At 74.2% G+C, this 26,340-nt stretch carries 30 protein-coding genes; 12 read left to right on the top strand and 18 right to left on the bottom strand.

Annotation, left to right across the window (positions count from 1 at the left end; translation table 11 throughout):
• Positions 1-25: 25 nt before the first annotated feature.
• Positions 26-526, top strand: a complete 501-nt coding sequence (locus ABTY61_RS20080) for an NUDIX domain-containing protein (protein WP_350506362.1) — start codon at positions 26-28, stop codon at positions 524-526.
• A gap of 7 nt (positions 527-533) precedes the next feature.
• On the opposite strand, the gene ABTY61_RS20075 is transcribed toward ABTY61_RS20080, so the two are convergent.
• The 3 genes from ABTY61_RS20075 to ABTY61_RS20065 form a co-directional block, all read right to left on the bottom strand.
• Positions 534-1,184 carry a vitamin K epoxide reductase family protein gene (locus tag ABTY61_RS20075; protein ID WP_350506361.1) on the bottom strand — a complete coding sequence of 217 codons (651 nt, stop codon included), beginning with the start codon at positions 1,182-1,184 and terminating at the stop codon, positions 534-536.
• A gap of 96 nt (positions 1,185-1,280) precedes the next feature.
• Complete coding sequence (locus ABTY61_RS20070) at positions 1,281-2,096, bottom strand: DsbA family protein (RefSeq protein WP_350506360.1); 816 nt, start codon at positions 2,094-2,096, stop codon at positions 1,281-1,283.
• Between the two features lie 174 nt (positions 2,097-2,270).
• Complete coding sequence (locus ABTY61_RS20065) at positions 2,271-2,945, bottom strand: hypothetical protein (protein ID WP_350506359.1); 675 nt, start codon at positions 2,943-2,945, stop codon at positions 2,271-2,273.
• Between the two features lie 158 nt (positions 2,946-3,103).
• Between ABTY61_RS20065 and ABTY61_RS20060 the strand changes: the two genes are divergently transcribed.
• Positions 3,104-3,982, top strand: a complete 879-nt coding sequence (locus ABTY61_RS20060; protein ID WP_350506358.1) for a CHAD domain-containing protein — start codon at positions 3,104-3,106, stop codon at positions 3,980-3,982.
• A 37-nt stretch (positions 3,983-4,019) separates the two neighbouring features.
• Here ABTY61_RS20060 and ABTY61_RS20055 read toward each other — a convergent pair whose 3' ends face one another.
• Positions 4,020-4,868 carry a helix-turn-helix domain-containing protein gene (locus tag ABTY61_RS20055; RefSeq protein WP_350506357.1) on the bottom strand — a complete coding sequence of 283 codons (849 nt, stop codon included), beginning with the start codon at positions 4,866-4,868 and terminating at the stop codon, positions 4,020-4,022.
• Between the two features lie 149 nt (positions 4,869-5,017).
• Between ABTY61_RS20055 and ABTY61_RS20050 the strand changes: the two genes are divergently transcribed.
• Positions 5,018-5,791, top strand: a complete 774-nt coding sequence (locus ABTY61_RS20050; protein ID WP_350506356.1) for an SDR family NAD(P)-dependent oxidoreductase — start codon at positions 5,018-5,020, stop codon at positions 5,789-5,791.
• Between the two features lie 70 nt (positions 5,792-5,861).
• On the opposite strand, the gene ABTY61_RS20045 is transcribed toward ABTY61_RS20050, so the two are convergent.
• Positions 5,862-6,635: a uracil-DNA glycosylase gene (locus tag ABTY61_RS20045; RefSeq protein WP_350506355.1), complete on the bottom strand. Its 774-nt coding sequence runs from the start codon at positions 6,633-6,635 to the stop codon at positions 5,862-5,864.
• A gap of 148 nt (positions 6,636-6,783) precedes the next feature.
• Between ABTY61_RS20045 and ABTY61_RS20040 the strand changes: the two genes are divergently transcribed.
• Together ABTY61_RS20040 and ABTY61_RS20035 are read left to right on the top strand one after the other, a co-directional pair.
• Positions 6,784-7,797, top strand: a complete 1,014-nt coding sequence (locus ABTY61_RS20040) for a slipin family protein (protein WP_350506354.1) — start codon at positions 6,784-6,786, stop codon at positions 7,795-7,797.
• Positions 7,798-7,887: 90 nt separating this feature from the next.
• Positions 7,888-8,340 carry a CBS domain-containing protein gene (locus ABTY61_RS20035; protein WP_350506353.1) on the top strand — a complete coding sequence of 151 codons (453 nt, stop codon included), beginning with the start codon at positions 7,888-7,890 and terminating at the stop codon, positions 8,338-8,340.
• A 48-nt stretch (positions 8,341-8,388) separates the two neighbouring features.
• Here ABTY61_RS20035 and ABTY61_RS20030 read toward each other — a convergent pair whose 3' ends face one another.
• From ABTY61_RS20030 to ABTY61_RS20020, 3 genes are read right to left on the bottom strand one after another with little or no spacing between them, the layout of a single operon-like run.
• Positions 8,389-8,799, bottom strand: a complete 411-nt coding sequence (locus ABTY61_RS20030) for a PaaI family thioesterase (RefSeq protein WP_350506352.1) — start codon at positions 8,797-8,799, stop codon at positions 8,389-8,391.
• A 32-nt stretch (positions 8,800-8,831) separates the two neighbouring features.
• Positions 8,832-9,113 carry a TetR family transcriptional regulator C-terminal domain-containing protein gene (locus tag ABTY61_RS20025; protein ID WP_350506351.1) on the bottom strand — a complete coding sequence of 94 codons (282 nt, stop codon included), beginning with the start codon at positions 9,111-9,113 and terminating at the stop codon, positions 8,832-8,834.
• Positions 9,110-12,007, bottom strand: coding sequence for an FAD-binding and (Fe-S)-binding domain-containing protein (locus tag ABTY61_RS20020; RefSeq protein ID WP_350506350.1), 2,898 nt, complete (start codon positions 12,005-12,007; stop codon positions 9,110-9,112). Before ABTY61_RS20020 ends, ABTY61_RS20025 begins: the two co-directional genes overlap by 4 nt.
• 112 nt (positions 12,008-12,119) lie before the next feature.
• Here ABTY61_RS20020 and ABTY61_RS20015 point away from each other — a divergent pair, with 112 nt between their 5' ends.
• Positions 12,120-12,740: an HIT family protein gene (locus ABTY61_RS20015; protein ID WP_350506349.1), complete on the top strand. Its 621-nt coding sequence runs from the start codon at positions 12,120-12,122 to the stop codon at positions 12,738-12,740.
• Positions 12,741-12,746: 6 nt separating this feature from the next.
• Here the strand turns inward: ABTY61_RS20015 and ABTY61_RS20010 are convergent, their stop codons facing one another.
• The 3 genes from ABTY61_RS20010 to ABTY61_RS20000 all read right to left on the bottom strand — a co-directional run bounded on the left by ABTY61_RS20010 (position 12,747) and on the right by ABTY61_RS20000 (position 16,721).
• Positions 12,747-13,751, bottom strand: coding sequence for a glycosyltransferase family 2 protein (locus ABTY61_RS20010; RefSeq protein WP_350506348.1), 1,005 nt, complete (start codon positions 13,749-13,751; stop codon positions 12,747-12,749).
• A gap of 209 nt (positions 13,752-13,960) precedes the next feature.
• Positions 13,961-14,617 carry an aggregation-promoting factor C-terminal-like domain-containing protein gene (locus ABTY61_RS20005; protein WP_350506347.1) on the bottom strand — a complete coding sequence of 219 codons (657 nt, stop codon included), beginning with the start codon at positions 14,615-14,617 and terminating at the stop codon, positions 13,961-13,963.
• A 658-nt stretch (positions 14,618-15,275) separates the two neighbouring features.
• Positions 15,276-16,721 carry an amino acid permease gene (locus tag ABTY61_RS20000; protein WP_350506346.1) on the bottom strand — a complete coding sequence of 482 codons (1,446 nt, stop codon included), beginning with the start codon at positions 16,719-16,721 and terminating at the stop codon, positions 15,276-15,278.
• Positions 16,722-17,073: 352 nt separating this feature from the next.
• Here ABTY61_RS20000 and ku point away from each other — a divergent pair, with 352 nt between their 5' ends.
• Together ku and ABTY61_RS19990 are read left to right on the top strand one after the other, a co-directional pair.
• Positions 17,074-18,060, top strand: a complete 987-nt coding sequence (ku, locus tag ABTY61_RS19995; protein WP_350506345.1) for a non-homologous end joining protein Ku — start codon at positions 17,074-17,076, stop codon at positions 18,058-18,060.
• Between the two features lie 51 nt (positions 18,061-18,111).
• A complete protein-coding gene (locus ABTY61_RS19990; protein ID WP_350506344.1) occupies positions 18,112-18,396 on the top strand; it encodes a hypothetical protein in 285 nt (94 codons plus the stop codon).
• Positions 18,397-18,444: 48 nt separating this feature from the next.
• On the opposite strand, the gene ABTY61_RS19985 is transcribed toward ABTY61_RS19990, so the two are convergent.
• Both ABTY61_RS19985 and ABTY61_RS19980 read right to left on the bottom strand, forming a co-directional pair.
• A complete protein-coding gene (locus tag ABTY61_RS19985; protein WP_350506343.1) occupies positions 18,445-19,833 on the bottom strand; it encodes an NADP-dependent succinic semialdehyde dehydrogenase in 1,389 nt (462 codons plus the stop codon).
• Between the two features lie 115 nt (positions 19,834-19,948).
• Positions 19,949-20,230 (bottom strand): DUF6158 family protein, encoded by a 282-nt coding sequence (locus ABTY61_RS19980; protein ID WP_350506342.1) that lies wholly within the window; start codon positions 20,228-20,230, stop codon positions 19,949-19,951.
• A gap of 141 nt (positions 20,231-20,371) precedes the next feature.
• Here ABTY61_RS19980 and ABTY61_RS19975 point away from each other — a divergent pair, with 141 nt between their 5' ends.
• The 4 genes from ABTY61_RS19975 to ABTY61_RS19960 are packed head-to-tail and all read left to right on the top strand — an operon-like array spanning position 20,372 to position 22,612.
• Positions 20,372-21,001 carry an ArsR/SmtB family transcription factor gene (locus tag ABTY61_RS19975; RefSeq protein WP_350506341.1) on the top strand — a complete coding sequence of 210 codons (630 nt, stop codon included), beginning with the start codon at positions 20,372-20,374 and terminating at the stop codon, positions 20,999-21,001.
• Positions 20,998-21,279, top strand: a complete 282-nt coding sequence (locus tag ABTY61_RS19970; RefSeq protein WP_350506340.1) for a hypothetical protein — start codon at positions 20,998-21,000, stop codon at positions 21,277-21,279. Before ABTY61_RS19975 ends, ABTY61_RS19970 begins: the two co-directional genes overlap by 4 nt.
• Positions 21,264-21,557 carry a hypothetical protein gene (locus tag ABTY61_RS19965; RefSeq protein ID WP_350506339.1) on the top strand — a complete coding sequence of 98 codons (294 nt, stop codon included), beginning with the start codon at positions 21,264-21,266 and terminating at the stop codon, positions 21,555-21,557. The genes ABTY61_RS19970 and ABTY61_RS19965 overlap by 16 nt, the downstream gene beginning before the upstream one ends.
• 56 nt (positions 21,558-21,613) lie before the next feature.
• The gene (locus tag ABTY61_RS19960) at positions 21,614-22,612 is read left to right on the top strand and encodes an adenosine deaminase (protein ID WP_350506338.1); all 999 of its coding nucleotides are present in this window, start codon (positions 21,614-21,616) and stop codon (positions 22,610-22,612) included.
• An 81-nt stretch (positions 22,613-22,693) separates the two neighbouring features.
• On the opposite strand, the gene ABTY61_RS19955 is transcribed toward ABTY61_RS19960, so the two are convergent.
• From ABTY61_RS19955 to ABTY61_RS19935, 5 genes are all read right to left on the bottom strand, one after another.
• Positions 22,694-23,281: a dihydrofolate reductase family protein gene (locus tag ABTY61_RS19955; protein ID WP_350506337.1), complete on the bottom strand. Its 588-nt coding sequence runs from the start codon at positions 23,279-23,281 to the stop codon at positions 22,694-22,696.
• A gap of 69 nt (positions 23,282-23,350) precedes the next feature.
• On the bottom strand, positions 23,351-23,980 hold the full coding sequence (locus ABTY61_RS19950) for a vitamin K epoxide reductase family protein (RefSeq protein ID WP_350506336.1): 630 nt from the start codon (positions 23,978-23,980) through the stop codon (positions 23,351-23,353).
• On the bottom strand, positions 23,977-24,771 hold the full coding sequence (locus tag ABTY61_RS19945) for a DsbA family protein (protein ID WP_350506335.1): 795 nt from the start codon (positions 24,769-24,771) through the stop codon (positions 23,977-23,979). Before ABTY61_RS19945 ends, ABTY61_RS19950 begins: the two co-directional genes overlap by 4 nt.
• 98 nt (positions 24,772-24,869) lie before the next feature.
• Positions 24,870-25,529: a hypothetical protein gene (locus ABTY61_RS19940; protein WP_350506334.1), complete on the bottom strand. Its 660-nt coding sequence runs from the start codon at positions 25,527-25,529 to the stop codon at positions 24,870-24,872.
• A gap of 98 nt (positions 25,530-25,627) precedes the next feature.
• Positions 25,628-26,101, bottom strand: a complete 474-nt coding sequence (locus ABTY61_RS19935) for an SRPBCC family protein (RefSeq protein WP_350506333.1) — start codon at positions 26,099-26,101, stop codon at positions 25,628-25,630.
• Positions 26,102-26,340: the final 239 nt, after the last annotated feature.

Raw genomic sequence — 26,340 nt, 5'->3', positions numbered from 1 at the left:
GACAACGGCCGGCGGAGGAGGCGCGATGACGGAGACCTGGGCACTCTCGGAGGAGGAGTGGCTCGCCCGGATAGTGCGCGCCTACATCGGATGCAGCGTGCTGCTGACCGACGAGGACGGCAAGGTCCTGCTGCTGAAGGCCAGTTACCGCGACCAGTGGCAGTTCCCCGGCGGCGGGCTGGATCCGGGAGAGCGGCCCGCCGAGTGCGCGGCCCGCGAACTGCGCGAGGAGACAGGGCTGTTGGCGGGCGAGCTGCGGCTGCTGGTGGTGGAGTGGCGCGAGGCGATTCCCGACCAGGGCCGGCACGCCCACCCGGCCGTGCACTTCATGTTCGACGGCGGCGCGGTCGCGCCGGGCGCCGCGATCCGCTTGCAGCCGGAGGAGATCGCCGACCACGGCTACTTCACCCCCGCCCGGGCGGCCGCCCTGCTGCACCCCTGCGCGGCGCGCCGGCTCACCGGGGCGCTGGAGGCCCGGCGGACCGGCGCCGCCGCGCTGCTGCACTCGGCGGGGTACGTGGGCTGACGGTCCGTCAGGCCAGGGTGCTCCAGTAGTACCAGAACCGGTTGAGGACCAGCAGTGCGATCACTGCCGCCCACAGCACCGGCAGCGCCCAGTGGTAGCGTGCCGCCTCCCGCACCACCGTCCGCAGCCGCGGCCCCACCGGGATCACCCCGGTGCGCAGGTTGTGCAGCGTGGTGTACCAGAACAGCAGCACCACCGTCGCCCACACCACCATGCAGTACGGGCACAGCGCGCCGATCTCGTACAGCGCCTGGTCGACCAGCCAGTGCACGAACACCACGCCCAGCGCCGTCCCGGCGTGCAGGCCCAGCCAGAACCAGCGCCGGTAGGCGGCGCCCGCCAGCAGCCCCGCCCCGATCGCCGCCAGCGCGCCGAACGCGGCCAGGCCGAGCAGCGGGTTGGGGAAACCGAACACCTCCGCCTGCTCGGTGCGCATCACCGAGCCGCAGCTGATCACCGGATTGATGTTGCAGCTGGGGACGTACGACGGGTTCTCCAGGATGCGGAGCTTGTCGAAGGTCAGGACCGCCGAGGCGGCCAGGCCGACCAGCCCGCCGAGGAACAGCAGGAGGGCGAGGGCCCGGCTCGCGCCGATCGGGCCCCGGCCGGTGGCGTCGGGGGCGGGCGGGGAGGGGTGCACGGTGGTCGCGGCGGTCATGGCAGCTCACTCCGGTGGCTGGCTGGGAGGGGCCGGCCCGGCCGGGAGTTCGGCCGGGCCGGTGGTGCCGTGCGGTGCGGGGCGGTGCGGTGCGGCCTACTGCAGGCCGGCGGCCTGCTTGACCTGGGCGGTGAACTGCTCCGGCGTCGCGGTGGCGTTGCCCGTGAACAGGTTGATGGTCTTGCCGTCCACCTTGACCGTCGGGGTGCCGGTCACCTGGCTGTTGTTGAACGCCTCGGCCACCTTCGCGGCCCAGGGCGCGTACGTCTTGTCGGTGACCGCCTTCACGAAGGCGTCCGTCTTCAGCCCGGGCACCTGGCCGGCCAGGTCCAGCAGGTGGTTGACGTCGCCGAAGCCGTCCTCGCGCTCGTCCGGCTGGTTGGCGTAGAGCACGTCGTGGAAGGCCTTGAACTTGTCCACGCCCTCGTTCAGCGCGGCCCCGGCCGCGGCCAGCGCGGTGCGCGAGCCCTTGCCGCCGAGGTTCTTGTCCAGGAAGGCGGCCAGGTGGAACTCCACCTTGATCCGGCCGTCCTGGGTGAGCTCCTTGACGGTCTGGCCGTTCGCCGCCTCGAAGTGCTTGCAGACCGGGCAGCGGAAGTCCTCGTAGACCTCCATGGTGTGCGGGGCGTCGGCCTTGCCGTAGGTGATCACCGTGCCGTCCTGGCCGGTGGCGTTGGCCGGGACGACCAGCGGGGCGGAGGAGGCCGCCGAGGACGCCTTGTCGTCGTTCTTCGAACCGCTGTTGATCGCCAGCGCGGCACCGCCGGCCAGGGCCAGCACGACGACGGCGGAGACCGACACGACGATCAGCTGACGGCGCTTGGCGGCCTGCTGCTCGCGGCGCTGCGCCTCCTGGATCCGCTCGCGGGCGCTGATGCGCTTGGCCTCGCGCTTGGTGGGGTTCTGGGCCATGGGGAAGTCAACTCCTGTACGCGGCGCGCGGGTGCGCGCGGGGAGCCGCACGCACGGGTGCGGCGGGGTCGGTGAACGCGGGAGTCGGGCGCACTGCCTGCGGGCGTACACCACGTACGGAACGTACGGAAAAGTACGGAAAAGTACGGGAACGTACGGAAAAGGGGAACGCGCTCAGCAGGCAGGCGCGAGGACCGGCGGGCCACGCCGGGGAGCCGGGCTCAGCACCACGTCCTCGCGGCGCGGCCGCTCGTGGTCCGACACCGGCAGCGGCACCCGCAGCACCGGGCGCACCGGGGCGGGGACCAGCAGCAGGAGCAGGGCCCGCAGCGGGCGGGCCAGCGAGTGGTGCAGCGCGCGCAGCGCCCGGGCCAGGCCGGACAGCGCCGCGTCGCCCAGCCGCAGCCAGGCGGAGGCGGCCAGCGCGATCGCCAGGTGCACCACCAGGAGCAGCAGCTGGGTCGCGGCGGGCGCCAGCTCCCCGGCGTGGCCCAGCGGCCCGCCGAGCAGCGAGCCGTCCACCGAACCGCCGCCGCAGACCAGCAGGTTCACCCCGCGCGCGGACACGTGCTCGGACAGCACCGGCCCACAGGCGGTCTGGCCCAGGTTGAAGGTGGTGTTCAGCAGCAGCTCGACCGGCACCATCACCGCGGTGATGTGCAGCAGCCGGCGCTCCCCGCCGGCCAGCGCGGCCGCGAGCAGGAAGACGACGGCGCTCGCGGTGGCCACCAGCGACAGCGACAGCGGGCGACCGGTGATGACCACCTGGCCCAACGCGGCCATCGGCACGGCGAGCGCGGTGAACACCGCGGCCCGCAGGGCCCTGGTCGCATGGGTGGAGGTCAGCACGCTCCGGAGTATGCCATGCCCCCCACACCGGGCACGAGGGTGCGTACGGCCCTTGACATCCGGGGGCGGCGGGCCACGACCGTGCGGGGTCGACAGCCGCCGCCCGGTGCCTACCCTGGAAGGCATCACCGGTGACCCCGACGAGGGGGTGCGCGTCCATGGCCAGGCCCGAGACCACGGTCGGACAAGTGCTGCTCGACCGCGTCGAGGCCCAGGCGGTGGTGCTGGCCGGGCTGGACGACGCCGTCCGGGCCGACGAACCCGACGCGGTCCACCGGATGCGGGTCGCCTGCCGACGGCTGCGCAGCGCGCTGCGGACCTTCCGGCGGCTCCTGGACCCCGGCGCCACCGACACCCTGGTCGCCGACCTGCGCTGGCTGGGCGCCGCCCTGGGCCGGGCCCGGGATGGCGAGGTGCTCGCCGAACGGCTGGCCGCCCGGGCCGGCGAGCTGCCCGCCGCCTGCGGACCGGAGCGGGTCGCGGTGGCGCTGCGGCAGTGGGGCGAGGCCGAGTACCGCCGGGCGCGGCCCGAGGTGCTCGCCGCCCTCGACAGCCCCCGCCGCCGTGCCCTGGGCGAGGCCCTGACCACCCTGCTCGCCGACCCGCCGCTGCGCCCGCGCGCCGCCCGCGCCGCCGTCCCGGAGCTCTCCCGGATCGCGGCCCGGGAACAGCGCCGTACGGCGGCCCGGGTCCACACCGCCCTCGCGGCCGGGCCGGCGGAGCGCGACGGCGCCCTGCACGAGGCCCGCAAGGCCGCCAAGCGCGCCCGGTACGCCGGTGAGGCGGCGGTTCCCGCGGTCGGTGCGGCGGCGGAGCGCTACGCGGAGCGGATGAAGGCCGTCCAGGAGGTGCTGGGCGACCACCAGGACGCGGTGGTCGCCGCCGCGGCCCTGGCCGGCCGGCCCGTCGCGGCGGGCGAACCCTTCGCCTACGGCGTGCTCTACGCGGGCGAGCTGGCGGCGGCGCAGACGGCCCGGGAACGGCTGCCGGAGGTGTGGGCGGGGGCCGCGGGGCGCAAGCTGACGCGGTTCGGCTAGCGCGTGCCCTGGGGCCTGTCCCCCGCTTCGCGTCGGATCAGGGCACGGAGGCGGTGACGGTTCTCCCGCGCGCTGCGGCGAAGGCGCGGCGGGTGGGGCTGTCCGGCGGGGCGAGGAAGGCGAAGACGTGGCGGCCCTCCTCGGGGAGGGGCAGGACGGTGTAGTCGAGGACCCGGGTGTCCAGCGCGGGGTGGCGGACGTGGAGCCGCCCGGGGCGGGGCGGCGCCGCGCGGTGGTCGTCCCAGCGGGCGGCGAAGTCCGCGCTGGCCGTGGAGAGCTGCTGGACCAGTGCGAGCAGACCCCGGTCACGGGGGCGGTCGGCGTGGTGGGCGCGCAGCGAGGCGACCAGGTCGGCGCCGATCGACCGGTCGGCGGCGGTGTTGCCCGACGAGCGGTCCCGGTACGGGCAGCAGAAGACCTGCCAGAGCAGGTTGCGCTCGTGCGCCGGACGCCGTTCGGGCCCGGCCAGCAGCAGCGCGGCCGGCCGGTTCCAGGCCAGCAGGTCGAAGGTCGGCCCGGTGACGAAGGCGGGGGCGGCGTCCAGGGTCTCCAGCAGGGCCAGGGTGGCCGCCGGGACGGCCGGGGGTTCGGCGGGCGGTGCGGCCGCGCGGTCGCACCGGGCGGCCAGCCGGTGCAGGTAGGCGCGTTCCGCGGCGCTCAGCTGCAAGGCTGCGGCGAGGCCGTCCAGGACCGGGCCGGTGGGCACCCGTTGGCGGCCCTGCTCCAGCCGGGCGTAGTAGTCGGCCGAGATCCCGGCGCGGGCGGCGACCTCCTCGCGGCGCAGCCCCGGGGTGCGGCGGCGGCCGGCCGCGGGCAGGCCCGCGTCGGCGGGCGCGAGTCGGGCACGGCGGGCGCGCAGGAAGGCGCCCAGCGGGGTCTCGGGCATGCGCGTCAGGGTGTCACAGCCGGGCCGGGGCAACCAGGACCTGGCTGTCCCTGGTCGGGCGGTCCGGGGGTCGCGCGGTCCGGGGGTCGGGCGGTCCGGGGAAGGACCGGCCGCTGGTGGGGCGACGGGCCCGGCGGCAGGCTCGCCGCATGGGACTCCTTGAGGACAAGGTCACGATCGTCACCGGTGCCGGGCGGGGCATCGGCGCCGCCGCCGCCCGGCTGTTCGCCCGGGAGGGCGCGCTGCTGGTGCTGGCCGCCCGCTCCGCCCCCGAGGTGGAGGCACTGGCCGCCGAGCTGCGCTCCGACGGCGCCCGGGCGGTCGCGGTGGCCGCCGACCTGACCAGCGCCGACGGTGCCCAGCGGACGGTGGACGCCGCGCTGGAGGCCTTCGGCCGGCTGGACGCGGCCTTCGACAACGCGGGCAACGGCCTGGTGCCCGCCCCGCTCGCCGAGCGCTCGGAGGCCGAGTGGGACGACACCCACGCGCTCAACCTGCGGGGCAACTGGCTCTGCCTGCGCGCCCAGCTGCGGGCGATGGCGGCGGCCGGGCGCGGCGGCTCGGTAGTGCTCAACTCCGGCGTGGGGGCACTGGTCGGAGGCTTCGGCGACGGCGCCCAGCAGGCCGCCAAGCACGGTCTGACCGGCCTGGTGAAGGCGGCCACCGCCGACTACGCCCGGCACGGGATCCGGGTCAACGCCGTCGCCCCCGGCGTGGTCCGCACGCCCGGGACGGAGGCGTACTTCGCGGCCGGTCCGGACTTCGCCGCACTGGTCGCCCGCTCCACGCCGCTGGGCCGCCCGGGCCTGGAGGCCGAGGTGGCGGAGGCGGCGGCCTGGCTGCTGAGCGACCGGGCCTCGTACGTGGCGGGCGTGACCCTGCCGGTGGACGGCGGGATCACGGCCACCCGGCGGTTCGACTGAGCGGCGCCCGGAGACGGACCCCAAGGGCCTGTCCGGCGGATCTTGCCGGGCTCGCGACGCCGGACGGACCCTAGCGCGGGCTGAGCCCCGCCGAGCCGGCCGCCTCGCGGAGCAGGTCGTGCAGCATCGCGGTGGTCAGCCGGCCGGTGTTCGTGTTGCGCGGGCTGACGTGGTAGCAGCCGTAGAGCCGCAGGGCGGGGCCGCCGTCGCGGGCCTGGAGGGTGACCTGCGCGGCGTGGCCGAAGGCCGGACGGGGGCGGGGGACGAGCCAGCCGGCGTCGGCGATCACCGGCAGCATCGCCTGCCAGGCGAAGCCGCCGAGGGCGACCACCGTCCGTACGGTGGGGCGCAGCAGCTGCAGTTCGCGGGTGATCCAGGGGCGGCAGGTGTCCCGTTCGGCGGTGCTGGGCTTGTTGTCGGGCGGGGCGCAGCGGACCGGGTCGGTGATCCGGACGCCGTACAGCTGCAGGCCGTCGCCGTGGCGGACGGACTCCGCGCGGTTGGCGAGCCCGAGCTCGTGCAGGGCCGCGTAGAGGAGGTCGCCGGACGGGTCGCCGGTGAAGATCCGGCCGGTGCGGTTGGCGCCGTGGGCGGCGGGGGCGAGGCCGACCAGGACGAGCGGGGCGTCGGGCGGGCCGAAGCCGGGGATGGGGCGGGCCCAGTAGTCCCAGTCCCGGTAGGCCGCGCGCTTGGTGCGGGCGGTCTCCTCGCGCCAGGCGACCAGCCGCGGGCAGGCCCGGCAGTCGGTGACGACCCGGTCGAGGACGGTGAGCCCGGTGGCGCGGGCGGAGGCCTCGGCCGGGTGGCGGGGGTCGCCGGGGTCATCGGCGGGGGCCGGCTGCATGGGCCCGATCCTAGAGCCCCTGCGGGCCGGCCCGGCGGGATCCGCGCAGGCGTAGCGTTGGAAGCAGTTGCTCCGGTGGCCCCCGGTCCTCGCCGGGTCGGCGGCGGCCGGGTGTGCCGGTGTGCGCGGAGGCCGCGAGGAGGCCGCGATGATCGTCGATGCGGTGCTGGGTGCTCTCGGGGGGCTGGCCGGGCTGGGGGCACTGTGGGCGGGGCTGAGCATCCGGGTGGTCCAGCAGTTCCAGAAGGGCGTGGTGTTCCGCTTCGGCAAGGTGCGCGAGGAGGTCCGGGAGCCGGGCCTGGTCGCGCTGATGCCGATCGCGGACCGGCTGCGCCGGGTGAACGTGCAGATCGTGACGATGCCGATCCCGGCGCAGGAGGGCATCACCCGGGACAACGTGACCGTGCGGGTGGACGCGGTGGTCTACTACCAGGTCCAGGACCCGGTGAAGGCGACGGTCAACGTGCAGGACTACAACTTCGCGATCTCCCAGGTCGCGCAGACCTCGCTGCGCTCGATCATCGGCAAGAGCGAGCTGGACGACCTGCTGGCCAACCGCGAACCGATCAACCAGGGGCTGGAGTTGATGATCGACAGCCCGGCGCTGGGCTGGGGCATCCAGATCGACCGGGTGGAGATCAAGGACGTCGCCCTGCCGGAGTCGATGAAGCGCTCGATCGCCCGCCAGGCGGAGGCCGAGCGGGAGCGGCGGGCGCGGATCATCACCGCGGACGGCGAGTTCCAGGCCTCGGCCCGGCTGTCGGAGGCGGCGGCGGTGATGAGCGCGACCCCGGCGGCGCTCCAACTGCGCTTGCTGCAGACCGTGGTGGAGGTGGCGGCGGAGAAGAACTCGACCCTGGTGCTGCCGTTCCCGGTGGAGCTGCTGCGGTTCCTGGACAGCGCGACGGAGTCCCAGCAGCGGGACCTGCTGGCGGCCGCCGCGGTCGCCGCCGCCGCGAAGTCCGCGGAGCAGGCCGTGGCGCGCGGGGAGGTGCCGGAGGAGGAGCTCCCGCACGAGCGGCCCAAGCACGAACTGCCGCCGCTGGAAGAGCTGTTGACCAGGTCGCCGCTGGACGGTACGGGTCTGGACGGCACGGACCCGGACGGCACGGACCCGGAGCTCGGAGCCGGGGAGCGCACCGAGCCCGAGGCGTCGTCCTGAGCGCTGCCCGGCCGGGCCCGCCCGGTGGCGTGCCTCACCCGGTCGGACCAGGATGGACGAGGGGGTGGAAGCCAGGCCAGGAGGCGGACCATGACCATCGCCAGCGACATCATGCACCCGGGGGCGGAGTGCATCCGCGAGCACGAGACGCTCGCCGCCGCCGCCCGGATCATGCGGGAACGACATGTGGGCGCGCTGCCCATCTGCGGGGAGAACGACCGGCTGCTGGGCATCGTGACCGACCGCGACATCGTGCTGCGCTGCGTCGCCGAGGGGCGCGATCCGGCCGAGGTGACGGCGGGCGAACTGGCCCTCGGGCGGCCGATGACGGTGGAGGCGGACGAGGACTGCGAGCAGGTGCTGCGGGTGATGGAGCAGTACCAGGTGCGCCGCCTGCCGGTGATCAACCACCCGGAGCACAAGCTGGTCGGCATGATCAGCGAGGCCGACATCGCGCGCGGGCTGCCGCAGGCCCGGCTCGCGGAGTTCGTGTCGGCGATCTGCTCCGAGCAGCCGCCGAAGAAGGAGGCGTTGCAGGGCTGATGGGCCTCCCGGCCGGGAGGCCTCGGGCGCGTCGGACCAGCGGGCGGATCAGCCCAGGGCGTAGACCGAGGTCGCCCGGGCGGCGGGTTCCTCGGCGCCCTCGGCGGTGAGGGTGACGTCGAGGAAGGCGATCCGGCGGCCGAGCTTGGTCACCTGGGCGTGGACGAGGACGTCCTGGCCGGCCACGGCGCGCTGGAAGCTGCTGGACTGCTGGATGGTGGTCATCGGCGCGAAGCCGCCCCGGGCCGCGGACAGCGCGATCACACAGGCGGTGTCGGCGGCGGCCATCAGGGCCTGGCCGGACAGTCCGCCGCCCTCGCGGGCGAGCCGCTCGGACCAGGGCAGCCGCAGCACGGCGTGCCGCTCGCCGGTCTCGGCGGTGCTGAGGCCGAGGTCCAGCACCCAGGGGGCGAAGTTCTCGGCCAGGATCGTGTCCGCCTCGGCGGGGGTGAGGGTCATGGCGCCATTGTGTCGAGGGCGTCGGCGTGCTGTCAGGCGGTTGCCAGGGTGTCCAGGTGGCGGCGGAGCACGGCGCGCAGTCCGTCCGGGCCGACCAGGTCCGGGTGCTGGACGGCTTGCAGGGTGAGGCCGTCCGGCAGGGCGGAGAGGCGGCGGGTCTCGAGGTCGAGGTCGAGGCCGGGGAGCAGGGCGCCGCTGCCGCCGCTCGGGGCGGACCGATGCGGGCGGTCAGGGTGCCCGGGGTCGACCAGGGAAGAGGCCGCCGCCCGCGCCGGCACGTTCCTCGCCGAGCACGCCCGGCTCACTCGGCTCACTCGGCCCGCTGCTCCCGCAGCTCCCGGGCGATCAGCTCCGCCAGGTGCAAGGCCCGGCGACCGTCGGCGAGTTGGGCGATCTGGGTGCGGCAGCTGAACCCGTCCGCCAGGACCATGGTGTCGGGCCCGGCCGCCCGCACCTCGGGCAGCAGGACGCGCTCGGCGATCGCCTCGGACACCTCGAAGTGCCCCTGTTCGAAGCCGAAGTTGCCCGCCAGTCCGCAACAGCCGGAGTCCAACACCCGGTTGTCCAGGCCGAGTCGGGCCTCGACCCGGCGGTCGGCGGCGCTGCCGAGCACCGCGTGCTGGTGGCAGTGGGTCTGGGTGACGGCGGCCGGCCGGGCCCGGGGGAGCGGGGCGTCCGGGGCGTACTCGTCGATGAACTCGGCGAAGGTGCGGGTCCGTTCGGAGAGCGGGCGGCCGTCGGCGCCGAGCAGCCGGGGCAGGTCCTCGCGCAGGGTGGCGGTGCAGCTGGGCTCCAGGCCGATCACGGGGGTGTCGGCCGGGAGCCCGGTGGCCGCCAGCGCCGCCAGGCTGCGCCGCAACACTCGGCGGGCGGTGCCGAGTTGGCCGGTGGAGTACCAGGTGAGGCCGCAGCACACCGGCCCGTCCGGCAGCCGGGCGTCGAAGCCCAGGTGCTCCAGCACTTCGACGGCCGAGCGCGCCACCTCCGGCTGGAGGTGGTTGGAGAAGGTGTCCGGCCACAGCAGTACCGGCCGGGCGCCGGTCGGGGCGGGGTGCGCGGCGCGGTGGCGCCGGTACCAGCGGGTGAAGGTCTCGGGCGGGAAGACCGGCAGTACCCGGCGCGGGTCGATCCCGCCGATCCGCTTGAGCAGGGGGCCGGCCGGGGAGCGGACCAGCGTGTTGGCCGCCGCCGGCGCCAGCGCGACCGCGCGCAGCCACAGCGGCAGCCGTCCCATCGAGTAGTGGGCGAGCGGGCGCGGCCGGTGCCGGTAGTGCTGGTGCAGGAACTCGGTCTTGTAGGTCGCCATGTCGACGTGCACCGGGCAGTCGCTCGCGCAGCCCTTGCAGCTCAGGCAGAGGTCCAGGGCCTCCCGCACCTCCGCCGAGCGCCAGCCGTCCGGGATCGCGTCCCCGCGCAGCATCTCGGCGAGCAGCCGGGCCCGGCCCCGGGTGGAGTGCCGCTCCTCGCCGGTGGCCAGGTAGCTGGGGCACATCACCCCGGTCGTCGGGGCCACGCACTTGGCGACGCCCACGCAGCGGTGCACCGCCTTGATCAGGCTGCCGCCGTCCTGCTCGTACGGGAGGGCGAGCGGCAGCGGGCGGCGCGGGGCGGTGACGAAGCGCAGGTCGGCGTCGAGCGGGCGCGGGTCCACCAGAGCGCCGGGGTTGAGCAGGTTCTCCGGGTCCCAGATCCGCTTGAACTCGCCGAACAGGGCGATGACTTCGGGTGGGTACATGCGCGGCAGCAGCTCGGCGCGGGCCTGTCCGTCGCCGTGCTCGCCGGAGAGCGAACCGCCGTACGAGACGGCCAGATCGGCCGCCTGTTCCAGGAACTCCCGGAAGACCGGGGTGCCTCGGGGCCGGTCCAGCGGGAAGTCGATCCGCAGGTGCACGCAGCCGTCGCCGAAGTGCCCGTACGGGACGCCGCGCAGGCCGTGCCGGCGCAGCAGGGCCCGCAGCCCGCGCAGGTAGTCGCCGAGCCGCTCGGGCGGGACGGCGGAGTCCTCCCAGCCGGGCCAGGCCTCGCCGCCGCCCGGCAGCCGGGTGACGATCCCGGCGCCGGCCTCCCGGACGGCCCACAGCTGGCGCTGCTCGACCGGGTCGGTGACCAGGCAGACGCGGGCGGCGGGCTCCCGGCGCACCGCGTCGGCCAGTCGGCGGGCCGCCTGGTAGGCCTCCAACGCGGTGGCGCCACCGGTCTCCAGGAGCAGCCAGCACTCGCCCGCGGGCAGCCGGTCCAGGGCGGGCGGGCGCGGGCCGGCGGCGAGCAGTGCGGCGATCAGGTCGGCGGCCATGCCCTCGGCGGTCAGTGGACCGTACGGCAGCAGCGCGGGGACGGCGTCGGCGGCGGCGCCCTCGTCGGGGTAGCCGGCCACCACCAGGGCGCGGGCCGGCGGGTCCTCGACCAGGCGGACCGTGGCGCCCAGCAGCAGCGCGCAGGTGCCCTCGGTTCCGGTCAGCGCCCGGGCCAGGTGGTGGCCGTGCTCGGGCAGCAGCGCGTCCAGCGGGTAGCCGGAGGTACGGCGGGGCAGCTGCGGCATGCCCTGTCGGATGACGGCCAGGTTGCGGTCGGTGAACTCCTGGATTTCGCGGTGCAGTCGGCCCGCCCGGCCGGACTGTTCCGGGAGCGCCGCCCGCTCGGCCGGGGTGAGCCGGCCGCCGACGGTCAGTTCGGTGCCGTCCGCGAGCAGCAGCTCCAGCCGCTCCACGTTGTCCGCGGTGCGGCCCCAGGCGAGCGAGTGGGAGCCGCAGGAGTCGTTGCCGATCATGCCGCCGACGGTGCAGCGGCTGTGGGTGGACGGGTCCGGGCCGAAGCGCAGCCCGTAAGGCCGGGCGGCGCGCTGGAGGTCGTCCAGCACGGTGCCGGGCTGGACGCGTGCGGTGCGGGCCTGAGCGTCGACCTCCAGTACCGCGCCGAGGTGGCGGCGGAAGTCCAGCACCACCGCGCCCGGGCCGATGGCCTGCCCGCCGACGCTCGTCCCGGCCCCGCGCGGCACCACCGGCACGCCGTACCGCCGGCACAGCGCCAGCGCCGTGCGCACGTCGTCCAGGTCGGCGGGCTTGACCACCCCGAGCGGCAACTGCCGGTAGTTGGAGGCGTCCTGGCTGTACACGGTGCGCTCGGCGGCGCCGAACCGGACCTCCCCGCGCAGCACGGCGGCCAGCTCACGGGCCAGTTCGGCCCCGGGGACGGCGGACGGACGGCTCACCAGGGCCTCCCAGGAAGTGGACTCCGCCGATGATCGCAGCCGCGGCGCCGCACCGGGCCGGGGCACGACCGGGCTTCCGCCGACGGGGTGTCCTGTGACAGGCTCGGCCGTCGTGATCAACGACTCCACGGACCCGGCCGGCCCCGACGCCTACCTCGCCCGGCTGCCGATCGGCGAGCGCCCGGCCGTCCCGACCGACGGCGCGCCGTCCTGGGACATCTTCCCGTACGAGGGCGAGCTGACGGTCCGGGTGCTCCAGCCGCCGGTCCTGCCCGAGCCGCCCCGCCAGGGCGAGGACGGCCCGGAGGGCTGCGGGCAGTGCGCCCGCCCGGACTCCGACTTCCTCTGGACCGACGAGCACTGGCGGCTGAGCGGCGCCGGCGGCCCCGGCGGCCTGCCGGCCACCGTGCTGCTCCAGCCGCGCGCCCACCACGACCTGCTGGACCTGCCGGCCGAGCTGTCCGCCCGGCTCGGCCCGATGCTCCAGCGCGTCGAGCGGGCCGTGCTGTCGCTGGGCGGCATCGGCCGGGTCCACGTGAACCGCTGGGGCGACGGCGGCGCCCACCTGCACCTGTGGCTGATCGCCCGGCCCGAGGGCCTGACGCAGCTGCGCGGCTCCACCCTGCCGCTGTGGATGGACGTGCTGCCGCCGCTGCCCGCCGGGGTGTGGGCCGAGCGGGCCCGGCGGATCGCCGTCGCGATGGCGGCGGAGGGCGGTACGGCGCACCGCTGAGGCGCCCTACTTCCGCCCGGTGAGGGTGCCGCGGGCGATGTGGGAGAGCTTGGCGACCTCGAAGGCCGGGTAGGCGCCGCCGGCCAGGAGGGAGAACTTGATGCCCTCGCGGCCGGCCGGCTTGCGGTGGCCGGGCGGCTGGAAGCGGCGGTGGTGCTCGGCGGCGCGGTGGAAGAACTGGGGGCGCTCGGCCCGGGTGACGCAGCCGGCGAGGTCGAAGACGAACAGGTAGTGCCGGATCATCCGGACGAACAGGGCGTCGCGGACCGCGTACAGGTGGGGCTGGTCCTCCAGCAGGGCGAAGCTGCGTTCGTACTGGTCGAAGAGGTCGAACACGCTGCTGCCCGGTCCGCCGGCCGGGTGGACGGTCTCCCGGCGGCGCAGCTGGACGCACTCGCGGGCCAGGACGGCGGCCTTGCGGGCGCCGAGCAGGGCCGCGTGCACCACCGGGATCTCCTCGTAGCGGCCGTCGGGGAAGGCGAGCCCGAGCTCCTCCCAGTGGCCGCGGCGGATCAGCCGGTCCCAGATCAGCGGCGGCGCGCCGAACAGCTCGGGCCGGTCGAAGGGCTCGAAGGGCTCGGGGCCGGTCTCGGCGAGCAGCTCCTCGGCGCCGCCCGGCCAGTCGCGGTCGTTGTGGCGGCGGGAGTGGCCGAACAGCAGGACGTCGACCTGGCCGGTCTGCCGGAGCCGGTCGGCGAGCGCCTGGAGGGCGTCCCGGGGCAGCAGGTGGTCGGCGTCGAGGAACAGCAGGTGCTCGCCGGTGGCCCGCGCCGCGCCCGCGTTCCGGCTCACCCCGACCCCGACGGCCGCGTTGAGGTGCAGCACGGACACCCGCGGGTGCCGGGCCGCGTAGGCGTCGGCCAGCCCGCCCGCGGTCTCGGGGGAGCGGTCGGCGACCACGATCACCTCGACGTCCGCCAGGGTCTGGGCGAGCAGCGAGTCCAGGCAGTCGGCGAGCTGTCCGTGCTGGTCGTAGGCGGGGAGCACGACGCTGATCAGGGGTGAGGGCATGACGCCGGAGCGTAAGAGGGCGGGCGAACCGTGGCAAAGGGCTGACGGTGCGTAATGACGAGCAATCAGGTCAAATCGTACGAGCGTGCGCCATATCTTCACGCCGCCTTCCGGACGCGTCCACGCCAGGCGGCCGCACGCTCCGGGCCCGCGACGCGGGGTGCGTCGCGGGCCCGGAGCGTGTACGGAGGGGGCGGAGCCGGGTCGGCTCAGTACCAGTGGTGGCTCTGCCAGAACGCCCAGGCGCCGCAGGGGCTGCCGTAGCGGGAGTTCATGTAGTCCAGGCCCCACTTGATCTGGGTGGCCGGGTTGGTCTTCCAGTCCGAGCCGGCCGAGGCCATCTTGGAGCCCGGCAGCGCCTGGACCAGGCCGTAGGCACCGGAGGAGGCGTTGACGGCCATCGGGTTCCAGCTGCTCTCGCGGGACACGATGTTGCTGAAGCACTGCAGCTGGCCGGCCGGGACGATCTGGGCGGCGATCTGCTGCGGGGTGCCGCTCGGGGCGGCCAGGGCCTGGCGCTGCTGGGAGCGGGAGGCGGCGGCGTCGGCCTGCGCCTTGGCGTCCGCCTGGGCCTTCGCGTCGGCCGCGGCCTGCGCCTGGGCGTCGGCCTGGGCCTTGGCGTCCGCCTCGGCCTTCGCCTGGGCCGCCTGGGCGTCCTGGGCGGCCTGCTGGGCAGCGGCAGCGGTGTCGGCCTGCCCCTGGTCGGCCACCGGCTTGCCGTCCACCGCCACGGCGGCTGCCGGGGCGGCGGCCTCGGCGGTGTTCCCGACCTGCGGGATGGCGAGCGCGGCGGTGGCGGCGCTCGCGACCACGAGGGTGGCGACGCCGGTGATCAGGGAGTTGCGGCGGGCATGGCTGAGCTGCATGGAGCGGACAATCCTTTTCCGTCGGGGACCGTGCCGGGGCACTGGGCGCGGGGCATCGCACGGGCTCCGGGTGAGCGGGGCCCGCGCGGCCGTCCGGGACGGTCGTGGCGCCCCGGCGGTGAGCGGCGGGGCGGGCGGGCTGCGCACGGCGGACGGGGCCGGCCGGCGCTGCCTGGCGACGGGCCATTCTTGGCAGGGCCGGGGGCGGGTGGCAAAGGCGCTCGCTACTACGCGGAGTAGTGGCTCAGCGGTGGGTGGGACCGGGCGTGCCAGGGTTTTTGCAAGGATTTGTCCGGATTTGGCGTTCGAGGGTCGCGGATCGGGGGCGCCGCTGGAAAGCGGGGCCGGAAGGGTCGGTGGCCTGCGTTCTTCGGGGCGGATCCGGCGAGGGGGCGGGCCGCCGGGGTGCGGCGACCGGCACGGCGGGCCGGAGGCGCCGGTCGTGACAACTATCCGGGGCAGTAGGTGCGAAACCCCCTGTGGGCGGGCTCACACGTCCACGGCGCCGACATCGACGCAGCGTGACCGCCCGGTCGCGCCCCCGGGGTCCGCCGGGTCCGGTCCGGCGGACCGCCGGGTGCCGGGGCGGAACGGCACTGGGCCCGGGAGCCTCCGCAACGGCTCCCGGGCCCGGCGTTCCCGCGCGGGGCGGACGGGTTCAGGACCCCGCCGCCACCGCCGCCCGCCGTCGCCGGCCCACCACGGCCGAGGCGGCGAGCACGACCGCCGCGGCGACCAGCGAGAGGTACATCTGGTCGCGGCCGTCCTTGGTCGTGAACATGTACGCCATCACGAACCCGATCATGCCCATCGCGGTCCAGGTCAGGTACGGGAACAGCCACATCCGCACGGTCAGGCGCTCGGGCGTCTCCCGCTCGAGGATCCGGCGCATCCGCAGCTGGGTCGCGCAGATCACCAGCCAGACGAACAGCGCGACCGCGCCGGAGGAGTTCAGCAGGAAGGCGAAGATGGTGTCCGGCGAGTAGTAGTTGAGGAAGACGGCGATGAAGCCGAAGACCACCGAGCACAGGATGGCCACCCGCGGCACGCCGCGCGAGGTCACGGTCGCGAAGGCCTTCGGTGCGTCCCCGCGCTGGCCCAGCGAGAAGGCCATCCGGGAGGCGGTGTACATCCCGGAGTTGAGGCAGGACAGCACGGCCGTCAGCACGATCACGTCCATCACCTGGCCCGCGTGCGGGATGCCCACGTGGTTCAGGACCGCCACGTACGGGCCGCTGGCCTTGACCTCGGCCGAGTCCCAGGGCAGCAGGGTGACCACGAGCAGGATCGAGCCCAGGTAGAAGACGCCGATCCGCCAGATCACGCTGTTGGTGGCCTTGGTGACCGCCTTCTGCGGGTCCTCCGACTCGCCGGCGGCGAGCGTGACGATCTCGCTGCCCATGAAGGCGAAGACGACGGTCAGCATGCCGGTGAACACCGCGCCCACGCCGTGCGGCAGGAAGCCGCCGTGGCCGGTGAGGTTGGTGAGGCCGACCGCGTGGGTGTCGGGCAGCCCGCCGAAGACGGCGAGGGCGCCGATCACCAGGAACGCGGCGATCGCGACCACCTTGATCCCGGCGAACCAGAACTCGAACTCGCCGTACGAGGACACCGAGAAGAGGTTGGTGGCGGTCAGCACCGCCATCACGATCAGTGCCCAGCCCCACTGCGGGACGCCGGGCACCCAGTTGTGGAGGATCTTCGCGCCGGCCGTCGCCTCGACCGCGAGCACCACGACCCAGAAGAACCAGTACAGCCAGCCGATGGTGAAGCCGGCCCAGCGGCCCAGCGCGCGGTCCGCGTACGCCGAGAAGGAGCCGCTCTGCGGGTCGGCCGCGGCCATCTCGCCGAGCATCCGCATCACCAGCACGACCAGCGCGCCGGCCAGGGCGTAGGAGAGCAGGATGCCCGGACCGGTGCTCGCGATGCCCGCGCCGGAGCCGACGAAGAGGCCGGCGCCGATCACGCCGCCGATGGCGATCATCGACAGGTGGCGGTTCTTGAGCCCGGCCTTCAGGTGGCCGTCGCCACCGTGTCCGACCGGGCCGAGCTGGTGGGGGACCTGGGGGGTGTCCGCCACCTGCTTGGTGGTGTCCGCACTCATGGGGTGTCCTCTGCCTTTCCGGCGCGGCATGACCCTCGGCTCGTCGCGCCGCAGGGTGGGGGACAGATCCGCGCATTGCGGTGCAACCTAACTTCTACGCCCGAGTATCGGAACAATGCTTTGATAACTGTTCGCTCACCGAACGCAAAACCCCAGGTCAGAATAGGTGCATGGGTGTCATGAAAAGCTCAGATCTGACGCATCGTCAGGATCGGGGCCGACCGTGGAGCTCTGTGGAGGCTCAAGTCGGCCGGGCGTCGGGCCCCCGCGCGGGCGCGGTGTGGCCGATCACGGCGAACCCGGGCACAGTGGGATTCTCGGGGCATTCTCGGACGTCTCTCGGAGCCACCCCATGCAGACCACCTGGAAGGGGACGATCAGCTTCGGGCTGGTCAGCATCCCCGTCCACCTCTACTCCGCGACCCAGGAGCACGACGTCCCGCTGCACCAGGTGCACGCCAAGGACGGCGGCCGGGTGCGGATGAAGCGGTACTGCGAGCGGGAGGAGAAGGAGGTCCCGTACGCCGAGATCGCCAAGGGCTACGAGTCGCCCGACGGCCGGACGGTCACCCTCAGCGACGAGGACCTCGCCGACCTGCCACTGCCCAGCAAGAAGATCATCGACGTGCTGGCCTTCGTGGACGCCACCGAGATCGACCCGCTGATGTTCTCCAAGGCCTACTACGTGGGCGTCGCCGACAAGGCCGCCGCCAAGCCGTACGCCCTGCTGCGCGACGCGCTGGTGGAGTCCGGGCAGATCGCCGTCACCAAGATCGCGCTGCGTACCCGGGAGTCGCCCGCGGTGCTGCGGGTGCACGACGGGACGCTGGTGCTGCAGACCTGCATCTGGCCGGACGAAGTCCGCCCGGCGGCCGGGATCGCGCCCGAGGAGGACGTGGCGGTGCGCCCGCAGGAGCTCAAGATGGCTCGGTCGCTGATGGACACCCTCTCCGAGGACTTCGACCTCTCCCAGCTCCACGACGACTACCAGCAGGCGCTCCAGCAGGTGATCACCGCCCGGCTAGAGGGCGTCGAGCTCCCGCACGAGGAGGAGTCCGGCGAGGCGCCGGACAACGTGATCGACCTGATGGAGGCGCTGCGCAGCAGCCTCAAGCAGGCCAGGGGCGGGCGGGCGCCGGCCGCACCGGAGAAGGAGGAGGGGGAGGGGGAGCAGCAGCCCCCGCCCCGCAAGCGCGCCCCGGCGAGGAAGGCCAACGCCGCTTCCAAGAAGACCGCCACTGCCGAGACCGCCACTGCCGAGACCGCCGCTGCCGGGAAGGCTTCGGCGGCGAAGAAGACCACCACCCGCAAGTCCCCGGCTCCGCGCAAGGCCTCCTGACCGCGCGGGCCGGGTCCTTCCCTCCCTCTTCCAGCACTGGAGGCGGTCCCGATGGACCTGCTCACCTACAAGGAACTCGACACCGGCCCCGACGCCGAGCGGAACCCGAGCCTGGGCCACCGGGCCTGGCACTGGCTGCTCAGCCTGAGCCCCACCGTGGTGACCTTCATGGTCGCGCTCTCGATCGGCCTGCTCATGGTCGAGGTCCAGACCGAGTGGGATCCGATGATCGGGCTGATGGCCTTCTTCTGGTTCCTGACCTTCATCGCGCTGGTCGGCGTGGTCGCCCGCTGGGCGACGCCCGGCCGGGGCAGGCACCGGATGGCGGCCTCCTGACCCGACCGGCCCCCGACCGCACCGGAGGCGTCGCGGCTCCGGGAGGGCTCAGCCGACCCACACCGTGGTGACGTTGCAGAACTCCCGGATGCCGTGCCCGGACAGCTCCCGTCCGAAGCCGGAGCGCTTGACCCCGCCGAACGGCAGCGCCGGGTGGGAGGCGGTCATGCCGTTGAAGAACACCCCGCCGGCCTGGATGTCGCGGACGAAGCGCTCCTGCTCGCCCTGGTCGGTGGTCCAGACGTTGGAACTGAGCCCGAACGGGGTGTCGTTGGCCAGCGCCACCGCCTCGTCCAGGTCGGCGACCCGGTACACGGTGGCCACCGGCCCGAAGGTCTCCTCCTGGTGGATCCGCATCGCCGGGGTGATGCCGGTCAGCACGGTCGGCTCGTAGAACCAGCCGGTGTCCCACCCCATCGGGCGGTTGCCGCCGCACTCGACCCGGGCGCCGTGGGTGCGGGCGTCCTCGACCAGTTCCTCCAGGTCGTCCCGGCCCTGGCGGCTGGCCAGCGGGCCGACGTCGGTGGCCTCGTCCATCGGGTCGCCGATCCGCAGCCCGCGCATCGCCTCGGTGAAGGCGGCGGTGAAGCGGTCGTAGACGTCGGTGTGCACGATGAAGCGCTTGGCGGCGATGCAGGACTGGCCGTTGTTCTGCACCCGGGCCCGGACGGCGGTGGCCACCGCCGCGTCCAGATCGGCGCTCGGCAGGACGACGTACGGATCGCTGCCGCCCAGCTCCAGCACCGCCTTCTTCACCTCGTCCGCGGCCGCCGCTGCGACCGCCCGCCCGGCCGGCTCGCTGCCGGTGAGGGTGACGGCGGCGACCCGGCGGTCCCGCACCACGCCCTCGACCGCGCCCGAGCCGATCAGCAGGGTCTGGAAGCAGCCCTCGGGGAACCCGGCCCGCTGGAACAGCTCCTCGATCGCCAGCGCGGTGCGGGGCACGTTGGAGGCGTGCTTGAGCAGGCCGACGTTGCCCGCCATCAGCGCCGGCGCGGCAAAGCGGATCACCTGCCAGAACGGGAAGTTCCACGGCATCACGGCGAGCACCGGGCCGAGCGGACGGTAGCGGACGTACGCGCGGGAGGCCCCGCTGTCGGCCACGTCGGCGGGGGCGGGGTGCTCGTCGGCGAGCAGCGCCTCGGCGTGGTCGGCGTACCAGCGCATCGCCTTGGCGCACTTGGCGGCCTCGGCCCGGGCGGCGGCCAGCGGCTTGCCCATCTCCTCGGTCATGGTCCGGGCCAGCGCGTCCTGGTCCCGGTCCAGCAGGTCGGCCGCGCGGTGCATCAGCTCGGCGCGGGCGGCGAAGGGGGTGGAGCGGTAGCCGTGGAAGGCTGCCTCGGCGCGGGCCAGTCGCCGCTCGATCCCGGCCGCGTCGAGCGGTTCGAAGGTCTGGATGATCTCGCCGGTCGCGGGGTTGACGCTGGCGATGGGCATGCGGGGCTCCCAGAGGGGGTCGGGTCCGGTGCGTCTGCCCTCACACCCTCCCCGACGCCCTGCCCCCGGGGGCGCCACCGCCGCCCGGCGTGTCCCGCCGGGCGGCGGCCGTCCGTCACTCCGGCAGCGACTCCACCCGCGCCGCGGCCTCCCGGGCCCGGGCGCCGGCCCTGGTCCGCGCGGCGGTGACCTGTCGGCCGGGGAAGCGGTGCAGGTACTCGGCCTCCAGCTCCCCGGTGCGCAGCGTATGCCGTTTCAGCGCGTCCTCCGAGCCGTACAGGAAGGTCTCGTGGCGGGTGCGGTGCAGCTGCTCCAGCTCGTGCAGCAGGGTGTCGTTGCCCAGCGCGTGCGGGGAGATGCCCGCGGGTCGGATGTGCGGGTCGTCGGCGTGCCGCATTCTCGGTACCTCCTCGGCGGAAGCCCCCTCCTCCAGTGTCCGGTGCCCGGCGCCGGTGCACCCGTCCGGGCACCGGGGAAATGCACAAGAAGACTTGTAAAAGAAGTATCGTACAAGAGCTCTTGTGGATACCCTCCCGGCATGGACGAAGCGACGGACGAAGTGAAGAACGGAACGAAGGACGACGGCGCGGAACGACCGCGCGGCGCCCGGGAGATCCAGGACTCCCGGGTGCTCGCCGCCCTCACCCACCCGCTGCGCCGCCGGCTGATGGACCTGCTCAGGGTCGACGGTCCGGCCACCGTCGGGCGGCTGGCCGAGCGCACCGGGCAGGCGGTCGGCAACGTCAGCCACCACCTCAAGGTGCTGGCCGAGAGCGGGCTGATCGAGGAGGCGGCCGAGCTCGCCCGGGACCGGCGGGAGCGTTGGTGGCGGCTGGCCGACCGCGAACTCGGCTGGACCAGGGCCGACTTCGACGGGGACCCGGTCACCGAAGCGGTCGCGGAGGCCGCCGGGTCGATCCTGCTGGAACGCCAGGTCGAGCTGGTCCGCGAGTGGTCGGTGCGGCGCGCGGGCTACGGTCCGGACTGGCGCGACGGCTGCTCGGTGGCCACCCAGACCTGGCTGCGGCTCACCCCCGAGGAGGCCCGGGAGCTGGCCGCCGACCTGCACGCAGTGATCCAGAAGTGGGCGCAGCGGCCGGTGCCCGAGGACGGCCGGGAGCGTGAGACCGTCCTGGCCTTCGCCCACAGCGTCCCGGCGAAGCCGTGACCGCCACCGCCACCCGGCCGCCCGCCGATCCGCAACTCCGCTCCCGCTGGGGCCTGTTCGCCCGACGCGACTTCCGGCTGCTGTGGGCCGGGCAGACCGTCAGTCGGCTGGGCGGCAGCGTCACCACCGTCGCGCTGCCACTGGTCGCGGTGCTCACCCTGGACGCCGGGCCGTTCGCCTCGGGCCTGCTCACCGCCGCGATCTGGCTGCCCTGGCCGGACCGGGTGTCGGGACGGCGCTGTACGTCGTCGGGGCGGTCGGCGTGGTCGCGGCGGTAGTGCTCTGCAACGTCGTGCTCGGCACCTTCCGGCAGTCCTACACCCCGCCCGAGCTGCTCACCCGGGTCGCCGCCGGCTCGATGTTCGCCGTGCACGCAACCATCCCGCTCGGCGCAGTGGCCGGGGGCGGGCTGGGCGAGGCGATCGGCCTGCGCTCCACCATGTGGGTGATGACCGGCCTGCTGGTGGCGGCCGCCGCCCTGCCGCTGTTCTCGCCGCTGCGCACCCTCCGGGAGCTGCCTGTGGTGCCCCCGAAGATCCGGAAGATCGTAGGATGAATTCCGCACCTTCGGGTCCATTCCCCGACAGCCCCGACAGCTCGGACAGAACGCACATGTCGCTTCCCAAGGCCGAACTCCACCTGCACATCGAAGGCACCCTCGAGCCCGAGCTCGCCTTCGCCCTCGCCGCCCGCAACTCCGTCGCGCTGCCGTACGCCGACACCGAGGAACTGCGGAAGGCGTACTCCTTCAGCGACCTGCAGTCCTTCCTCGACCTCTACTACGCGCTGATGGCCGTCCTGCGCACCGAGGAGGACTTCGCCGACCTCGCGGACGCCTACCTGTCCCGGGCCGCCGAGCAGGGCGTGCGGCACGCCGAGATCTTCTTCGACCCCCAGGCGCACACCGCGCGCGGGGTGCCGCTCGGCGTGGTCGTCGACGGGCTGGCCCGGGCGCTGTCGCGCAGCGAGGAGCGGTACGGCATCAGCACCCAGCTGATCATGTGCTTCCTGCGCGACGAGTCGGCCGACTCCGCGCTGGAGACCTTCGAGGCCGCCCGCCCGTACTTCGACCGGATCTCCGGCATCGGCCTGGACTCGGCCGAGGTCGGCAACCCGCCCGCGAAGTTCCGCGAGGTCTACCGCCGGGCCGCCGAGGCCGGGCTGCGCCGGGTCGCCCACGCGGGCGAGGAGGGCCCGGCCTCGTACATCACCGAGGCGCTGGACGTCCTCGGCGTCGAGCGGATCGACCACGGCCTGCGCTGCCTGGAGGACGGCGAGCTGGTCGCCCGACTGGTCCGCGAGCAGATCCCGCTCACCCTCTGCCCGCTCTCCAACGTCCGGCTGCGCTGCATCGACACCCTCGCCGACCACCCGCTGCGCGAGATGCTGGACGCCGGCCTGCTGGTCACCGTCAACTCCGACGACCCGGCGTACTTCGGCGGCTACGTCGAGGACAACTTCCGCGCCGTCCGGCAGGCCCTCGCCCTCGACCAGGAGACCCTGCGCCGACTGGCCGCCAACTCCTTCCGGGCCTCCTTCCTCGACGACCGCCGCCGCGCCGAACTCCTCGCCGAGGTCGAGCGGTTCACCTTCGAGCCGCTCGAGGACTGAGGGGGATCCGGGCGAACCCCTGATCCGGACGGGCTGGTGGGCTTCCCCGTCGGCACTCGGGCACCGCCGCGTTCGCCCAGCTCACCGGGATGTCGAAGCAGCGCCGCGGTCCCGGGCGTAGTGCAGCAGGGTGACGCCGTTGGTGAAGCGCTGGGTCTCGACCAGGGTGAGCGGGAGGGGCTGCCCGGTGGGGCGGAACAGCAGGGTGCCGCGGCCGAGGACGACGGGCTGGACGTAGATCCGGAACTCGTCGATCAGGTCCTGGGCCAGGAAGGCCTCGGCCAGCTCGGCGCCGCCGAGGGAGAGGTCGCCGCCGGGGCCGGCGGTGAGGGCGGCGACCGTCTCGGGGGTGACCTCGCGGACGACGGTGGTGTTCCAGTCGGCGTGGTCGAGGGTGCGGGAGAAGACGGTCTTCGGCATCTCGCGCCAGATGCCCGCGAACTCCTTCATCGGGCCGTCGGCGGCCGGGTCCTGGTCGGCGGTGGGCCAGAAGGAGGCCATCAGCTCGTGGGTGCGCCGGCCGGAGATGAAACCGCTCATCCGGGCGAGCACCCGGTTGAAGTGGGTGTGCAGCTCGTCGTCGACCCGGTGCCAGCCCAGGTCGTGGTCAGGGCCCTCGAAGTACCCGTCCAGGGACACGTTGGAGGTGAAGACGATCTTGCGTCGCATGGCGGCCTCGCCGGGGGAGGGCCCGCTCCCGCCCGCTCCCGGGGCGGGAGCGGGCGGGCGGACGGGGCGTCAGATCAGGGTGCTCCAGTAGTACCAGAACCGGTTCAGCACCAGCAGCGCGATCACCGCGTACCAGAGCGCCGGGACGGCCCAGTGGTAGCGCGCGGCCTCCCGCACGACCGTCCGCAGCCGCGGCCCGACCGGGATCACCCCGGTGCGCAGGTTGTGCAGGGTGGTGTACCAGAACAGCGGGATCATCGCGGCCCAGACCACCATGCAGTACGGGCAGAGCGCGCCGATCCGGTACAGCGCCTGGTACATCAGCCAGGTCACGAAGCCGATCCCGAACACCGTCCCGGCCTGCAGGCCGAGCCAGAACCAGCGCCGGTAGGCCGCCCCGGCGAGCAGCCCGGCACCGATCGCGACCACCACCCCGAAAGCGACCAGGCCGATCAGCGAGTTGGGGAAGCCGAAGGCTTCCGCCTGGTCGCTGCGCATGATCGAGCCGCAGCTGATGATCGGGTTGATGTTGCAACTGGGGACGTACGACGGGTCCTTGAGCAGGCGGAGCTTGTCCAGGGTGAGGGCCGTCGAGGCGAACAGGCCGACTGCGCCGGTGATCACCAGGAGCCAGGCGAAGGGGCGGGCGGCGGGGAAGGTCCGGGTGGCGGGGGCGGGGGTGGGTGCGGCCCGGGTCACCCGGTCACCTGCTTGACCAGGGCGGTGAACTGCTCGGGCGAGACGGCCTTGCCGTTGGTCAGCACGTCCAGCTTCTTGCCGTCGAGCTTGACGGTCGGGGTGCCGGTGACGTCGCTCCTGTCGAACTCCTCGTTCACCTTGGCCGCCCACGGTGCGTAGGTGCCCTCCTGGACGGCCTTGACGAAGCCGTCGGTCTTGAGGCCGGGCACCTGGCCGGCCAGGTCCAGGATGTGGTTGACGTCGCCGAAGGCGTCGCTGCGCTCGTCGGGCTGGTTGGCGTAGAGCACGTCGTGGAAGGCCTTGAACTTGTCCACGCCCTCGTTCAGCGCGGCCCCGGCGGCGGCCAGCGCGGTGCGCGAGCCCTTGCCGCCGAGGTTCTTGTCCAGGAACGTCGCCAGGTGGTACTCGACCTTGTAGGTGCCGTTGTCGGCGAGCTGCTGGACGGTCTTGCCGGTGGTCGTCTCCAGCTGCTCGCAGAACGGGCAGCGGAAGTCCTCGTAGACCTCCAGGGTGTGCGGGGCGTCGGCCTTGCCGTAGCTGATGACGGTGCCGTTCGGGCCGGTGGCGTTGGCCGGGACGACCAGGGGGCCGTTCGCGGCGGCGTTCGAGGAGGAGTCGGAGGAGCCGCCGACGGCGAAGGCGACGCCGGCCGCGAGGGCGAGCACGGCGGCGGAGGCGGCGCCGACCACCACTCGGCGGCGGATCCGGTCCGAGCGCTCGGCCTCGGCGCGGGCGGCGCGCATCCGCTCGGTGGCGTTGGTCCTCTGGTCGGCCTTGCGGGTGTTGCTCATGGGGTGTCGTCCTGTGCTCTCGGGTGCGCGGGCGCGGAGGCGCGCCGGGGCGCGGTGCGGGGCGGAGAGAGGACCGTCGAGCTGTCGGGGGGACGTGCTCAGACGGCCGGGGCGAACACCGGGGGGCCGCGCCGGACGGCCGGGCGGACCACCACGTCCTCGGCCGGGACCAGCGCGCGGCTGGCCGGGGGGAACGGCACCCGGACCACTGGACGGGCCGGGACGGGCGCGGACAGCAGTCGCAGCCAGCGGGCTGCCGCCGGGAGGTGCCGGTGCAGGAACTCGCCCAGCACCCGGAGGGCTTCGGCGAGGCCGGCCAGCGCGGCGTCGGTGCGGCGCAGCCAGAAGGCCCCGGCCAGGGCGATCACCGTGTGCAGCAGCAGGAGCAGCAGGACGCCGCTCTGGTCGGACACGCCGTGGCCCAGCAGGAAGCCGCCCAGCGAACCGCCGCCGCACAGCAGCGGACGGAAGCCCTGACCGGCGTCGGGCGGCAGCGACGGACAGGTGCGCTGGGCCAGCTCGAACAGGGCGCTGACGCCCAGCTGGAGCGGCAGGAAGGCGGCGGCGATCGCGGGGTAGCCGCGTTCGCGGCCGGCCAGGGCGAGGGCGACGACGAAGACGGCCGCGCAGGCCAGGCCCATCGTTGCGACCGGCAGGGTGCGGCCGGTGACCAGCACCTGGCCGAGCCCGGCGAGCAGCACGACCAGCGCGGCGAAGACCGCCGCGCGGAGCGTCCTGGTGACCGGGCCGATGTCCATGGCATCCGAGTCTGCCACAGGTTGAAACTGGAACGGTCGGTGGGACGGGGGGCTGTGAACAGCTTCACCACCCGTGCTGAGCTGGGCTTATGTGGTTCTTATGGGGTGTGGGGGGAGTCGTGGGGGTGGGGGTCGGCGGTGTTCATCCGGGACTCCAGGAGGTCGCGGAAGTGTTCGAGGTCCTCGCGCACGGTGCGTTCGATCGCTCCTGCTTGGGCGAAGCCGCGTGGTCCGCCGAACTCGCGGTGTACGGCCTCCGGGTCGTAGTGCACCCGGATCTGGAGGCGGGTGTGCCGGGGGTCGAGGGGGAGCAGGGCGAAGGCTCCGCTGAGGTGGACGGAATCCAGGGTGCGCCAGGCCATCACCCGGCCCCGTCCGCGGTCGGTGATCTCGGTGTCCACCGAGCGCTCGGCGCCGTCGACGTGGACGGCGAGGTGGGCGAGGTTGCGGCCGTGGGGGTGGGCGGTGCGGACTCCGTCGACGAAACGGGGGTACTCCTGGACGCGATGGAGCTGCTCCCAGGCGGCCAGGGCGGGGGCGGCGATGTCGATCTGTTCCTCAAGGGTGGTCATCGGGGGGCCTCCTCGGGAACCAGCCTGCGCTTTCCCCGTGGGGGAGGCAAAAGCGGGGGTTTCTGTTGTGGGGGGCTTTCGGGAGGGTGGGTGGGTCCGGGGGCGGTGGAGGGGGTGGGCGCTCCGGGGGCTGGGTGATTTTCGGACCGCCGACCCTCATCGAGGGGGGCTGGGACCGTTGGCGGTCTGAAAATCACCCGTCACGCCCCACACCCCACACAACCGAAGAGCACACCACT

The organism is Kitasatospora sp. NPDC096128 (genome assembly GCF_040303105.1).
Taxonomy (GTDB): domain Bacteria; phylum Actinomycetota; class Actinomycetes; order Streptomycetales; family Streptomycetaceae; genus Kitasatospora.
The sequence above is the reverse complement of the archived record's forward strand: the minus strand, read 5'-3'. Positions and strand labels throughout refer to the sequence as shown.